This window comes from Chromobacterium sp. CCUG 76385, from assembly GCF_059916625.1.
This window is the reverse complement of sequence record NZ_JAUCGU010000004.1, coordinates 90,369-103,589: the sequence shown is the minus strand read 5'-3', so window position 1 is coordinate 103,589 and position 13,221 is coordinate 90,369. Positions and strand designations below refer to the sequence as shown.

Annotated in this window: 10 protein-coding genes; 4 read left to right on the top strand and 6 right to left on the bottom strand. The window is 66.7% G+C overall.

The features are described from left to right. Positions 1-5 precede the first annotated feature (5 nt). The 6 genes from QUG01_RS05100 to QUG01_RS05075 form a co-directional block, all read right to left on the bottom strand. Entirely contained in the window at positions 6-1,124 is a 1,119-nt protein-coding gene (locus QUG01_RS05100; protein ID WP_500829175.1) for an ABC transporter ATP-binding protein, read from the bottom strand. Further along, positions 1,112-2,731 (bottom strand): ABC transporter permease, encoded by a 1,620-nt coding sequence (locus tag QUG01_RS05095; protein ID WP_500829174.1) that lies wholly within the window; start codon positions 2,729-2,731, stop codon positions 1,112-1,114. The genes QUG01_RS05100 and QUG01_RS05095 overlap by 13 nt, the downstream gene beginning before the upstream one ends. After that, complete coding sequence (locus QUG01_RS05090) at positions 2,732-3,736, bottom strand: iron ABC transporter substrate-binding protein (protein ID WP_500829173.1); 1,005 nt, start codon at positions 3,734-3,736, stop codon at positions 2,732-2,734. Positions 3,737-3,763: 27 nt separating this feature from the next. Then, positions 3,764-5,059 carry an iron uptake transporter deferrochelatase/peroxidase subunit gene (gene efeB / locus QUG01_RS05085; protein WP_500829172.1) on the bottom strand — a complete coding sequence of 432 codons (1,296 nt, stop codon included), beginning with the start codon at positions 5,057-5,059 and terminating at the stop codon, positions 3,764-3,766. After that, on the bottom strand, positions 5,056-6,177 hold the full coding sequence (locus QUG01_RS05080; RefSeq protein WP_500829171.1) for an NHL repeat-containing protein: 1,122 nt from the start codon (positions 6,175-6,177) through the stop codon (positions 5,056-5,058). The genes efeB and QUG01_RS05080 overlap by 4 nt, the downstream gene beginning before the upstream one ends. Before the next feature lie 88 nt (positions 6,178-6,265). After that, positions 6,266-7,762, bottom strand: a complete 1,497-nt coding sequence (locus QUG01_RS05075) for a carbohydrate porin (RefSeq protein ID WP_500829170.1) — start codon at positions 7,760-7,762, stop codon at positions 6,266-6,268. A 575-nt stretch (positions 7,763-8,337) separates the two neighbouring features. On the opposite strand from QUG01_RS05075, the gene QUG01_RS05070 reads away from it, so the two are divergent. From QUG01_RS05070 to astD, 4 genes are all read left to right on the top strand, one after another. After that, positions 8,338-9,552: an aspartate aminotransferase family protein gene (locus QUG01_RS05070; RefSeq protein WP_500829169.1), complete on the top strand. Its 1,215-nt coding sequence runs from the start codon at positions 8,338-8,340 to the stop codon at positions 9,550-9,552. Positions 9,553-9,685: 133 nt separating this feature from the next. Beyond that, complete coding sequence (gene aruF / locus QUG01_RS05065) at positions 9,686-10,705, top strand: arginine/ornithine succinyltransferase subunit alpha (protein ID WP_500829168.1); 1,020 nt, start codon at positions 9,686-9,688, stop codon at positions 10,703-10,705. Between the two features lie 12 nt (positions 10,706-10,717). Further along, entirely contained in the window at positions 10,718-11,764 is a 1,047-nt protein-coding gene (gene astA / locus QUG01_RS05060; RefSeq protein WP_500829167.1) for an arginine N-succinyltransferase, read from the top strand. Further along, positions 11,761-13,221 carry a succinylglutamate-semialdehyde dehydrogenase gene (astD, locus tag QUG01_RS05055; protein ID WP_500829166.1) on the top strand — a complete coding sequence of 487 codons (1,461 nt, stop codon included), beginning with the start codon at positions 11,761-11,763 and terminating at the stop codon, positions 13,219-13,221. The genes astA and astD overlap by 4 nt, the downstream gene beginning before the upstream one ends.

Here is a 13,221-nt window from a genome sequence, read left to right as displayed (position 1 = left end):
ACCACTCAACGCCCCTGCCGAAACAAGGCCGGGCTGTGTTGCTGGCGGGTGGCGGCGATGCTGCCGCCTGCGCTGCTTGAGCCGCCGGGCGCGGCGAAGCACGCCACGGCGCCTTCTACTTGCAGCGCGACGGTTTGGCCCGGTTGCGGGCAGCTATGGCCGGGCACGCGGGCGGCCAGCGGGCTGCCGTTTTCCAATATCAGCCGCACGCAGGCGTCGTGGCCGCTGAAGCTGACATCCAGCACGCTGGCTTGCGGCGCCTGGCCGGTTGATGCGGGCGGCAGCAGGCGGATCTGTTCCGGCCGCAGCAGCACATTGACTTCGCCTTGCGGCATGCCTTCCAGCAGCGGCAGCCTCCCCAGCGCGCACTGCGCCTCGCCGCCTTGGGCGCGGCCGGGCAGCAGCACGGCGTCGCCGACGAAGTCGGCCAGTTCCGGGCTGACTGGGCGCTGATACAGCGTTTGCGGCGCGGCCACTTGCAGCAGCCGGCCTTGCCACAGCACCGCCACCTGGCGGCCCATGGTCAGGGCCTCTGCTTGGTCGTGCGTCACCATCAGCGCGGTGGCGCCGCTGGCGGCCAGCGCGTCGGCCACGGCCTGGCGGGTTTCGGCGCGCAGCGCGGCATCCAGCGCCGAGAACGGTTCGTCCAGCAGCACCAGGGCAGGCTTGGGCGCCAGGGCGCGGGCCAGCGCCACCCGCTGTTGCTGGCCGCCGGACAGCTGCTGCGGCGCGCGTTCGGCAAAGCTGGCCGGCAAGCCCACCATGTCCAGCAGTTCCGCGACGCGGCGGCGCTCGCGGCGTTCGCGGCGCGGCAGGCCGAATACGATGTTTTCCGCCACGGACAGGTGCGGGAACAGCGCGCCTTCCTGCGGCACATAGCCGATCTGGCGTTTTTCCGGCGGCAGATGCACTTGCGGGCTGCTGACCAGTATGCCGCCGATGCGGATGCTGCCTGCATCACAGCGTTCGAAGCCGCACAGCAGGCGCAGCAGCGTGGTCTTGCCGCTGCCGGATGGCCCAAGCAGCGCCAGCAGCGAGCCTTGTTCGACGGTCAGGTTGATGTCGTCCAGTACCCGGTGCTCGCCGAAGCGCTTGCCCAGTTTTTCAATTTTCAGTTCCGACATGGCGGCGTTTCCTGTGATTTCCAAGCTTGCGTCTGCGCGCCCAGCACTGCGCCGCGTCCCAGACAGGACATCAACAGCCAGGTGGAGAACAGCGACAGCGCGATCAGAATGGCGGCGTACGGCGCGGCGGCGGCGAAGGCCAGCGCGGCGGTGTCGGCCCATACCTGGGTGGCCAGCGTCTCGGTGCCGATGGGCGCGAGCAGCAGCGTGGCGGTCAGCTCGGTGATGACGGAGACGAATACCAGGCTGGCGGCTGCGCCCAGGCCCGGCGCGGCCAGCGGCAGCACCACGCGCCACAGCGCCTGCCACCAGTTGAGCCCCAGCGAGCGCGCCAGCTCTTCCAGCTTGCTCTCCGCCTGCATCAAGGCGCTGCGCACGCTGACCAGGGCCAGCGGCAGGAACATGATGGCGTAGGCCAGCGCCAGCATGGCCGCGCTCTGGTACAGCGGCTTCAGCCATTGGATGGCCAGATTGACCAGGGCCAGCGCGATGACGATGCCGGGCACGCCCTGCGCCAGATACACCACGCGCTCCAAAAGATGGGCCAGCTGGCCCGGATGGCGCGCCAGCAGATAACCCAGCGGCAGCGCCAGCAAAGTGGTCAGCGCGGCGGCGGACAGACCCAGGCCCAGCGAGGCGGCGGTGGCAGACAACAGCAGCTGCGGCGAGACCTCGGCCGGCGTTACCGCGTCCGCGCCCGGCTGCAGCGTCCAGTACGCGATGGTGGCGATGGGCGCGAGCAGGGTGACGGCGCCTTGCAGCGCCAGCCACAGCAGCGCCGGCCAGCGTTTCCAGCCCAATTCCAGCCGGTTGGCGGCGCGGCGCGCGCCGCGGTCCAGCCGCTGGTAACGACCGTGGCCGCGCACGCGCAGTTCGGCCAGCAGGATCAGCATGCCTGCCGCCATCAGCACGCTGGCCAGCAACGAGGCGCCGGCGCTGTCGAAGCCGGCGCGGTATTCGGCGTAGATCTCGGTGGTGAAGGTATGGAAGTGCAGCAGCATGAAGGCGCCGAACTCGGACAGGGTGGACAGCGCCACCAGCAGCATGCCGCCCAGCAGCGCCGGCTTCAGTTGCGGCAGGGTCACGCGGCGGAAGCAGGACCACGGCGACAAGCCCAGCGAACGGGCGGTTTCTTCCAGCGCCGGGTCCATATTGCGCAGCACCGCCGACACCGGCAGATAGACCAGCGGCGTGTAGGCGGTGGTCAGCACCAGCCATGCGCCCCAGAAGCCTTGCAGGTCGGGACTCAGCGACACCCAGGCGAAGCTGGTGATGAACGGCGGGATGGCCAGCGGGGCCACGCACAGCAGCGCCCACAGCTTGTGGCCGGGCAGCTGGGTGCGCTCCACCAGCCAGGCCGAGGCGGTGCCGGCGATGGCGCAGCTGCAGGTGCTGGCCAGCATGATCAGCGCGGTATTGCCGGCCAGCCGGGCGACGATGGGGCGGAACAGCAGCTCGGCGGCGTCGCCGCCACCGACGCTGGCCGCCTGCCACAGGGTGAAACCAAGCGGCAGCAGCACCAGCAGCGCCACCAGCGCGGCGCAAGCTGTGAGGCCGAGCGGCCGCCGGCCGCCGCCGGCGGCCAGGCTTGAGGCGGCGATGCTCATTTACAGCAGCCCTGCCTGGCGCAGCAGCTTGGCCGACTGGCTATTGTCGCCCAGCTTCTGCATATCCAGCGGAGGCGGGTTCAACTGGCTGAAGGGCTTCAGCTGCGGGGCCGGAGCCACGCTGGGCAGCAGCGGGTACTCGAAGGTGATATTGCTCTTGGCGATCAGCTGCTGGGCCCGCGGGCTCACCAGATAGCCCAGGAACTTCTGCGCCGCCTCCGGATTACGCGCGCTCTTGAGGATGCCCGCGCCGGACACGTTGATCAGCGCGCCGACGTCGGCATTGCCGAAGTGATACAGCTGGCTGTGCATGCCCTTGCTGCCCAGTTCCGCCTGCAGCCGGGTCCAGTAGTAGTTGTTGATGATGCCGACAGCCACGCCGCCGCGGTTCACCGCCGCCACTACGCCTTCGTTGTCGTCGAAGGTTTGGGCGTTGTCGCGCAGGCCCTTCAGCCAGGCCAGCGCGGCCTGATCGCCCTTCAGCGCGCGCACGGCGCTGACCAGCGGCAGGAAGTCGCCGTCGGACGGGGCGATGGCGAGCTTGCCCTTCCATTGCGGTTTGGCCAGGTCCATCAGCGAAGCCGGCATCGCCATGCCGGCGGTCAGCTTGTTGTTGAAGACCAGCACGTTTTCGCGCGCCGTCACGCCCACCCATTCGCCCTGCGGCGAGCTATAGCGCGCCGGGATCGGCGATAGCGTGGCGGCGGGCAGCTTGGCCAGCATTTGCTTGCCTTCCAGCAGCATCAGCTCCGGCGAGTTGGAGGCGAAATAGACGTCGGCCGGCGAAGCCTTGCCCTCGGCCAGCAGCTGGGCCGACAGCTCCGGGCCTTCGCCGGAGCGGACCTTCACGCTGATGCCGCTCATTTTTTCGAAGTCGTCGGTCAGCAGCTTGACCGTTTGCGGGTGTTGGGCGTTGTACAGCACCAGGCTGGCGGCGGCAGAGAGCTGGCTGGCCGCCAGCAGGCCGCCGGCGAGCAGGGCGGTGAGCAGTTTGTTCGTTTTCATCTTGTCTTTTTCCTTTTTTTCAATGGGTTACGGCGAAGCGAACAGCGCCTCGCCGATATAGCCGCCGGCGCGCGCGCCCGGCGGGCAGGCGAAGATGGCGCTGGCGACGTGGGTGGTGTACTGGTTCATCATGTCCAGGCTGGCCAGCTTCTTGTTGATGCGAATGAAGCCAGTGCGCGGATCGCGCTGGTAAGCGATGAAGAACAGGCCCGCATCGTATTCAATGCCCTGATGCCACGGCGGCCAGCGCTCGGCGGTGAAGTTGGCGCCGTCGTTGTAGGAGTAAGCCCGGCGCAGAATGCGCGCGCCGTCGTTCTCCTGCGCCGAGGCGACGCGCGAGTGGGCGGTTTCCGGAATCACCGGGTTGCCGTCCTTGTCCACCGCGTTCAGCTTCATCGGCTCGAACTCATGCCGCTGGCCCAGCGGCGCGCCGCTATCCTTGTAGCGGCCGACGACTTCCTGCTGGAAGCCCAGTTCGGTCTTGTCCCAGTGTTCCAGCGCGATGCGGATGCGGCGCACCACCAGATAGCTGCCGCCCTTCATCCAGCCGCCCTCGCCGCCTACCCAGATGAACTGGTTCATCAGCGCCGGGTCCTGGGGGGACGGGTTGTTGGTGCCGTCTTTGAAACCCATCAGATTGCGCGGGGTGCCGCCGCCGGGCGCGCCGCTGGCGAAGCCGGTCTGCGCCCAGCGCACGGCGGCGACGCCGTCGGCCAGCGAGGCCAGTTGCCGCACCGCGTGGAAGGCCACTTGCGGGTCGTCGGCGCAGGCTTGCACCGACAGATCGCCGCCGCTCCTCTCCGGCACCAGTTGGTCGCCGTTGAATTTGGGCAGATCCACCAGCGCTTCCGGCCGGCGCGCCGCCAGGCCGAAGCGGTCCACGCCGTTCTTGCTGAACAGGCCGGGGCCGAAGCCGAAGGTCAGCGTCAGGCGGGCAGGGGACAGGCCCACGGCTTCGCCGGAATCGAGCGGCGCCTTGTCGCTTTGGCCGGACTGCGCGCGCGCCGGTTGGCCGCGGCTGAGGCGGGCCGCCGCGTCGGTCCAGGCTTTCAACAGCGCGATCAGGTCTTCGCGCCTGGCGGTGTCCGCCACGTCGAAGGCTGCGAAATAGCTGTTTTGCTGTTGCGGAGTGAGAATGCCGCCCTGGTGGGGGCCGTAAAACGGCTCCATGTCCTTGGGCAGCTTCGCCGCGGCCGGTTTGGCAGCGCCGACAGCGGCCAGCGCGCCGGGCGCGCCGCCCAGCCAACCGGCCAGCGCCAGCGCGCCGCCGGCCAGCAGGAAGCCGCGGCGCGACGGTTGCGGGGGCGTCTTGCGATTGCTCATTTGGCCAGCACCAGATTGTTGTTGTCGTCGGTCACGTAATAGAAACCGTCGCCTTGCGGGGTGAGGGCGATGCCGAACAGGTCGCCGTTGCCGGGCGGCGTTTGCGCCTTGTTGGCGTCCAGCCAGCGGGCGGCCAGCTGTTCGCCGGTGGCCGGGTCGATCTCCACCACCTTGCCGTTGGAGCCGTTGGTGGCCAGCAGGTGGCCCTGCGGCGTGGCGGTCAGCGCCAGCGGGCGCAGCAGCAGGCCGTCGTGGGTCAGGGTGCGGCCGATGCCGGCGCTGGTGGTGCGGCTGGCGGCGTCCCAGATCTCGCTGATGCGATTGCCCAGCGCGTCGGATACGTAGAGCTTGTCGTTCTTGCCGTAGGCCAGGCCGGTGGGGCCGATCAGGAACACGCCCTTGTCGGCCTGCTCGCCGAAGCCGCTGGCCACCACGGTGCGGCTCACGATCTTGGGCGGCTTGCCGGCCGGAATCTCCAGCTCCAGCCGCAGCACGGTGGCCAGGTTGACCACCGGCGGCGCGCCCTTGGCGCTGCCGACGCCGAAGCCGGCATTGCTGACAAACAGGGTGACTTTGTCGCCGTTGTCTATCACCGCCATATTGCCCCATGGGTCGTTGATGTCCGGGCCGGACCACACATCGGCCAGCTTGCCTTCGCTGTCTAGCACCATCAGGCAGCCGGCGCCCTTGGTGTCGGTGGTGCCGTCGTTGCTGGGCGTGCTGCCGACGATGACCCAGCCGCTCTTCAGCACCGTCATCGCGGTGGATAGGCCCACGCCGCCGGGGCATTGCTCCAGCGTGCGCGGGATCTGCGCGAACAGCGACATCTGCTTGCTGTCCGGGTGGTAGTTGACGATGGTGCTGCCCATGCCTTGCAGGTTGGCGGCGTTGTTGAAGTTGTCCACCAGCATGTCGCCAGTCTTCAACTTGCCGGCCGTGGTCGGCGAAACGGCGATGGCGTAGGGGTTCTGGTCGCCGTTGTCCGGCACCGTGTTGACCAGCACCGTATGTTTCTTGATGCCGGCGAGGAAGACGTCGGCTGCATGGGCGCTGCCGGCCAGTGCGAGCAGGGCGGCCAGGGCGGCCGCCAGGCGGCGTTGCGTGAAGTTCGCTCTCATTGTTGAAGTCTCCATGGGAGGCCATTGCGAACGCTAACGTGAATTATTATCAGCATAGTCCGCATCTTGCCTCCGCTGCGGCATTTGTTCAGAAGGTGAGGGTGGTTTTCAAGCCCACGACCCAGCTATTGGGAATGCGCTGGGTTTGTGTCGCGTCATTTGGCAAAGGCACGCCGGCTCCCACGTTGCGCACGTACTGCAAGTCGGCCTGCCATTGCCACCATGGCGTCAACTGGTACTGGTAGCTGGCTTCGATCTGCATCTCGTCGCTGCGGACCGGGTACAGCGGATTATTGTTATTGGCCGCCGCATCCCTGTCGTAAGCCGCCAGATGATTGCCCACCTTGGCATAGCCGAAGGCGAGACCGGCGACGTCGTTGTCGCGGCCGGCGAACGGCGCGGTCAATGTCACGCCGGCGTTGGCGGAGAAACTGATCTGGTTGCGGTCGCCGGGCGCGCCCATGGCGCGGGCGAATACGTTCAGCGTCTGAGTGCTGTCTTCGGCCGGGCGCCAGATCGTCTGGTCCGCCACCGCATAGATGCTGTAGTTGCCGTTGTGCGTCTGCGGGTTGCCCTGCGTGACGGCCAGCGCTTGGCCGTTGATGTCCCAGCGGGTGTCGGCGGTTTTCTGGTTCAGATACCAGAAGCCGATCTTGTACGTGCCGGGCAGGCGGCCGATGCCGTTGCCGGCATGCGGCGTTTCCAGCGCGCCGTTGGATGGCAGGTTGCGGCCGTACTGCAGCTCGCCGATGAACAGCGCGCCGCCGTGGCGGCTGAAGGTGGTGCCGTGCTTGTTCAACTGCTGCGGGTCGCCCGGATTCTGGCTGACGTCGCGGGTCGGGTCACCGGCGAAGGCACCGCCGAGCAGCATGAAATTGTCCCCTATCTTGCCGCGCAGGCGCACGCCGAGGCCGGACAGCGGATAGGCCGGGCCGCCGGCCGGCAGGTCCGCCGACGGCAGCGCGGGCCAGCCGAACATGGTGCCCATGAAGGCGCCGCCGTACTGCGTCACCATGAACTCCTGGTCCAGACTCTGCTGGCCAATCTTCAGGTCCAGCCTATCGCCGTTCAGCTGTTGCTGGAACCAGGCTTCCCACAGCCGGGTGGCGCGGTCGGCCTCGATGCCGCTCGCGCTCTGGATGCTGCCGACGTATTGCGCGCTGAACGGCTTGCCGTGGATGTCCAGCATGCTGACGTTGAAGCTGCCGCCGCTCCACCAGCCGGCGCGCTGGGTGTCCAGTCCCAGCGTCAGCGTGGAAAGTCCCTGATATTGGCCGCCGTATTGCAGGCCGCCGCTGACGTTGCGCAGATACTCGCTGCTTTCGGTCAGGCCCAGGGTGATGCCATTGCGGCTCAGCGCGGAGCGCAAGCCGCCGACGTCGCCCAGCAAGGTGGAGCGGTTCCACCAGCCGGTCCATTGCGAATCCGGTTGGGCCTTGATGGTTTGGTCGGCTTCCGGCAGCTCGGCCGGATTGACGTCGCTGGTTTCGGCTTGCGCGGCATGCACTGTGCCGGCCAGCAGCAGGCCCGTGGCGATGGCGCAGGCCAACAGCCGGCGCGGATGGGGTGGTGGGCTTCGTTTCACAGTGTCACATCTCCCTTTGAACATTCATGTTTTAAGTAATGCGTATCGTTTTCATTATTGCGGCGAGGCGAGGCTGTTCTGTATCGGACGCTGGATTTATCAGCGCGGCAGACAGTTTCAGAATTGATAAACGAAAATCATTATCAATGGTTGACTGGATAGGCCGTCTTTTTGCCATCTGCCGAGCTGAGCGGCGCAAACAAGACGTCAGCAGACCGTGCCAGCCGCGCGGCAAAGAGTCGCAAGGCAGGATCGTGGGGAGCGGCGCTAAGTCTGGTTTGGCTGGGCAGATAATGATTTTGGCTGGATAAACAGTCGTTTCATGCCATGGGTATGTGCATTTTGGCCTTGGCTGGCGTGATGGGCTTGTTGCGTCATGGCATGGGGGAGAGAGGCTGAGTGCTTGATGTTCATTGTTTGACAAAATTTTATGGTTTTGCGTCCCTTTCTATACGCTGGTGTCGCAAACAGGATAGTGACTTCTCGCCGCCATCCTTTAGAATCGATCGAGCAACTAAAAACAGCCGGCAGAAACCAGCGCCGGCGCACGACAGAACAAGGAAGGAAAACCATCAATGAGCAATTCGGTAACCCGCGCGGACTTCGATCAGGTCATGGTTCCCAATTACGGCCCGGCCGGTTTCATCCCGGTGCGCGGCGAGGGATCCCGCATCTGGGACCAGGACGGCCGTGAATTCGTCGATCTGGCCGGCGGCATCGCCGTCAACTCGCTGGGCCATTGCCATCCGGAACTGGTGGCGGCCCTGACCGAGCAGGCCAACAAGCTGTGGCATGTGTCCAATGTGTTCACCAACGAGCCGGCGCTGAATCTGGCCAGCCTGCTGGTGGAAAAGACCTTCGCCGAGCGCGTGTTCTTCTGCAACTCCGGCGCCGAGGCCAACGAGGCCGCGTTCAAGCTGGCGCGCAAGTATGCGCATGACCACTTCGGCGCCGACAAGAACCAGATTCTGTCCTGTCTCAATTCCTTCCACGGCCGCACCCTGTTCACTGTCAGCGTCGGCGGCCAGCCCAAATACACCGAAGGCTTCGGCCCGGTGCCGGGCGGCATCGGCCATATCGAATTCAACAATATCGAATCGCTGAAGGCCGCCATCTCCGACAAGACCTGCGCGGTGGTGATCGAGCCCATCCAGGGCGAAAGCGGCGTGATGCCGGCCGATCCGGCCTTCCTTCAGGCCGCGCGCGAGCTGTGCGACGCGCACAACGCGCTGTTTATCTTTGACGAAGTGCAAAGCGGCATGGGCCGCACCGGCGCACTGTACGCCTACCAGCAATACGGCGTGACCCCGGATATTCTGACCTCGGCCAAGGGCATAGGCGGCGGCTTCCCCATCGGCGCCATGCTGACCACCGAGAAAGTGGCCAAGAGCTTCGGCATCGGCACTCATGGCTCCACCTACGGCGGCAATCCGCTGGCCTGCGCGGTGGCGCACAAGGTGGTGTCGCTGATCAGCGATCCGGCGCTGCTGGCCGGCGTGGAAGCGCGTCACCAGCGTCTGGTGGCGGGTCTGCAAGCGATCAACGCCAAGCACAAGGTGTTCAAACTGGTGCGCGGCAAGGGCCTGCTGATCGGCTGCGTGCTGACTGATGAATACAATGGCCGCGCACGCGATTTCCTCAAGGCCGCCGAGAAGCAGCAACTGATGATTCTGGTGGCCGGCCTCAGCGTGCTGCGTCTGGCGCCGTCGCTGGTGATCAGCGACGCCGACATCGACGAAGGCCTGAAGCGCCTCGACGCCGCCATCGCCGACCTGCTGTCCGCCAAGTGATGACGCGCCGCGCGGCATTCCCGCGCGGCGGTCTTACCCCCGATTTTGCAGTCACGACCCCGCCTGGCGCCGGGTTGCGGCTGCGGCTGCGCCGGAATTTCGCGGCGCTGCGCCAACCCAGGGAGGAAGTCCCATGTTTACTGTGCGTCCCGTCCGCACTTCGGACCTGCCGGCCATCGAGCGGCTGGCCCGGGCCAGCGGCATCGGCGTCACCAGTCTGCCGAGCAACCGCGAGAAACTGTTCGAGCGCATTCAGCAGTCGGTCAGCGCTTTCGAGCACGAAGCCACCGGCGAAGCCAGCCGCGACTACTACATGTTTGTGCTGGAGCAGGGCGGCGTGGTGGCCGGCACTGCGTCGATCTGCGCGTCCGCCGGCTTCGACGAGCCGTTTTACAGCTATCGCAGCGAAACCGCCGTGCATGCCTCGCGCACGCTGGGCGTGCACAACCGCATCCATGTGCTGAACATCTGCCACGACTTGACCGGCACGGTGCAATTGTGCGGTTTTTATGTCGACAGCGGCCTGGAGGCGATGGCGGCCGAGCTGATGTCGCGCGCGCGCCTGCTGTTCATCGCCGGCGAGCGCGAGCGCTTTGGCCGCCGCATCATCGCCGAGATGCAGGGCATCCACGACGATGCCGGCCAATCGCCGTTCTGGAACGCCATTGGCCGCCGCTTCTTCAATATGGATTTCCTGCAGGTGGAGCAGGCCTTCGTCAGCCACAGCAAGACCTTCATCGCCGAGCTGATGCCGAGCTACCCGATCTACGTGCCGCTGTTGCCGGACGAGGCGCAGCAATCGATCAGCCAGATCCATCCGAATTTCGAGCGCGTGTGCCAGCTGCTGTGCAAGGAAGGCTTCGAGGCCGACAACTATCTGGATATCTTCGATGGCGGCGCGGTGCTGACCGCCGAGCTGGACCGGCTGAAAACGGTGGAGCACAGCCGGGTCTATCCGGTGGAAATCCAGGCAAGCCTGCCGGCGCAAGCCAGCCTGCAATTGCTCAGCAATGATCGTCTGGCCGGTTTTGCCGCCACGTTCGCCCGCGTGGCGGTGGTGGACGGCGTGGCCTTCCTCAACCCGGACGCGGCCAAGGCGCTGGGCGTGGCCAGCGGCGACGCGGTGCGCGTGGCCGGTTTGCAGCAAGCATAAGGAGAGCGGGCCATGATGTTTATTCGTCCCGTAGCACACAAGGATTTGCCGGGCCTGATGGATCTGGCCAGGAGCGCCGCCAGCGGCGGCGTGGGGCTGACTTCGCTGCCGATCAACGAAGACCGGCTGCAGAAGCGCATCGCCCGTTCGGTGCTGTCGTTTTCCGGCGAGCTGGACCGGGCCGATCACGGCTATGTGTTCGTGCTGGAGGATTCGGAAAACGGCAAAGTCGCCGGCATTTGCGCCATCGAGGCCGCCGTCGGCCTGAAGGAGCCCTGGTACAACTATCGCGTCGGCACCATCGTCCATGCGTCGGAAGAGCTGGGCGTGTACAGCCGTCACGAAACGCTGTTCCTGTCCAACGACCACACCGGCTACAGCGAGCTGTGCACGCTGTATCTGCACCCGGATTACCGCATCAAGCGCAATGGCGGCCTGCTGTCCAAGAGCCGCTTCCTGTTCCTGGCGCAGTTCCCGCAGCTGTTCGGCAAGATGGTGGTGGCCGAGATGCGCGGCGTATCCGACGAGAACGGCCGTTCGCCGTTCTGGGAGGCGCTGGGCCGGCATTTCTTCTCCATCGATTTCGCCGAAGCCGACTACCTGACCGGCATCGGCCAGAAGGCCTTCGTCGCCGAGCTGATGCCCAAGCATCCAGTGTATGTGGACTTCCTGCCGCCGGAGGCGCAGGCGGTGATCGGCCTTACCCACGAAGCCACGCGGCCGGCGCTGGCGATGCTGGAATCGGAAGGGTTCCGCTACGAAGGCTATGTCGATATCTTCGACGCCGGCCCGACCGTGCAGGCGTATAGCGGCGACATCCGCGCGGTGAAGGAGAGCCAGCGGCTGCCGGCGCGCGTGGTCGATCCGCTGCCGGACGGCGACAAAACCTGCTATCTGGTGTGCAACGACGCGCTGGAAGGCTTCCGCGCCGTACTGGCGGAGTCCGCGGCGCCGCAAGGCGAATTCAGCCTGACGCCGGAGTTGGCGCGGGCGCTTGATGTCAAGGATGGCGATCACGTCCGCTGCGTGACGTTGGCGCCGAAGGAGGCAGCGCAATGACTAGCTTGTTCATCGATGGCCAATGGCTGGTCGGCGAAGGCGAAGCCCTGGCCAAGACCAATCCGGCCGACAACGCCCCATTATGGAGCGGACGCGCCGCCAGCGGCGCCCAAGTGGAGGCCGCCGTGCGCGCCGCCCGCGCCGCCTTTCCGGCCTGGGCGCGCGCCGGCCTGGAGGCCCGCACCCAAGTGGTGCGCCGCTTCGGCGAACTGCTGACCGAGCGCAAGGCGGAGCTGGCCAGGATTATCGCCCAGGAAACCGGCAAGCCGCTGTGGGAGGCGACGACGGAAGTCGCCACCATGGTCGGCAAGATCGACATCTCGCTGAAGGCATTGGCCGAGCGCACCGGCGAGCGCGCCGCGGCGATGGGCGACGCCCAGGCGGTGCTGCGCCACAAGCCGCATGGCGTGGTGGCGGTATTCGGCCCGTACAACTTCCCCGGCCATCTGCCGAATGGCCACATCGTGCCGGCGCTGTTGGCCGGCAACGCGGTGATTTTCAAGCCGTCCGAGCTGACGCCGTGGACCGCCGAGGCAACCGTCAAGCTGTGGGCCGAGGCGGGCTTGCCGGCCGGCGTGATCGGCTTGCTGCAAGGCGCGAAGGATACCGGCGTCGCCTTGGCCGGCCACGAGGGGCTGGACGGCCTGTTCTTCACCGGCAGCTCCGCCACCGGCGCGCTGCTGCACAAGCAGTTCTCCGGCCGCCCGGACAAGATCCTGGCGCTGGAGATGGGCGGCAATAATCCGCTGATCGTCGGCCCGGTGGCCGATGTGGACGGCGCGGTTCATCACGTGATCCAGTCCGCTTTTGTCTCTGCCGGCCAGCGCTGCACCTGCGCGCGCCGTTTGCTCGTCCCGCAGGGCGAGTGGGGCGATGCCTTCGTCGCCCGCCTGGTCGAGGTGGCGGGCAAGCTGCGCGTCGGCAAGTACGACGCCGAGCCGGCGCCCTTCCTCGGCGCGGTGATTTCCAATGCCGCCGCCGACGCGCTGCTTAAGGCGCAGGACGCTTTGATCGCCGCCGGCGGCAAGCCGCTGCTGGCGATGCGCCGGCTGGAAGCGGGCGCGGCCATGCTGACGCCGGGCATCATCGACACCACCGATGCCGTTCGGCCGGACGAGGAGTTTTTCGGCCCGCTGCTGCAGCTGATCCGCTACGCCGATTTCGACCAGGCCATCGCCATCGCCAACGACACCCGCTTCGGCCTGGCCGGCGGCGTGCTGTCCGACAGCCGCGAGCTGTACGACCGCTACTTGCTGGAAAGCCGAGCCGGCGTGGTCAACTGGAACAAGCCGCTGACAGGCGCGTCCAGCGCCGCGCCGTTCGGCGGCATCGGCGCGTCCGGCAACCACCGGCCCAGCGCCTACTATGCGGCCGATTACTGCGCCTACCCGGTGGCCTCGCTGGAGTGCGACAGCCTGGCGCTGCCGGCGCAGCTGTCGCCGGGCATTGTGCTGTGA

What these genes read in the sequence shown, in the direction of transcription:
- QUG01_RS05070 (WP_500829169.1), top strand. Translation starts at nt 8,338, where the DNA reads ATGAGCAATTCGGTAACCCGCGCGGACTTCGATCAGGTCATGGTTCCC.
- aruF (WP_500829168.1), top strand. Translation starts at nt 9,686, where the DNA reads ATGTTTACTGTGCGTCCCGTCCGCACTTCGGACCTGCCGGCCATCGAG.
- efeB (WP_500829172.1), bottom strand. Translation starts at nt 5,059, where the DNA reads ATGAGCAATCGCAAGACGCCCCCGCAACCGTCGCGCCGCGGCTTCCTG.
- QUG01_RS05090 (WP_500829173.1), bottom strand. Translation starts at nt 3,736, where the DNA reads ATGAAAACGAACAAACTGCTCACCGCCCTGCTCGCCGGCGGCCTGCTG.
- QUG01_RS05095 (WP_500829174.1), bottom strand. Translation starts at nt 2,731, where the DNA reads ATGAGCATCGCCGCCTCAAGCCTGGCCGCCGGCGGCGGCCGGCGGCCG.
- QUG01_RS05100 (WP_500829175.1), bottom strand. Translation starts at nt 1,124, where the DNA reads ATGTCGGAACTGAAAATTGAAAAACTGGGCAAGCGCTTCGGCGAGCAC.
- astD (WP_500829166.1), top strand. Translation starts at nt 11,761, where the DNA reads ATGACTAGCTTGTTCATCGATGGCCAATGGCTGGTCGGCGAAGGCGAA.
- astA (WP_500829167.1), top strand. Translation starts at nt 10,718, where the DNA reads ATGATGTTTATTCGTCCCGTAGCACACAAGGATTTGCCGGGCCTGATG.
- QUG01_RS05080 (WP_500829171.1), bottom strand. Translation starts at nt 6,177, where the DNA reads ATGAGAGCGAACTTCACGCAACGCCGCCTGGCGGCCGCCCTGGCCGCC.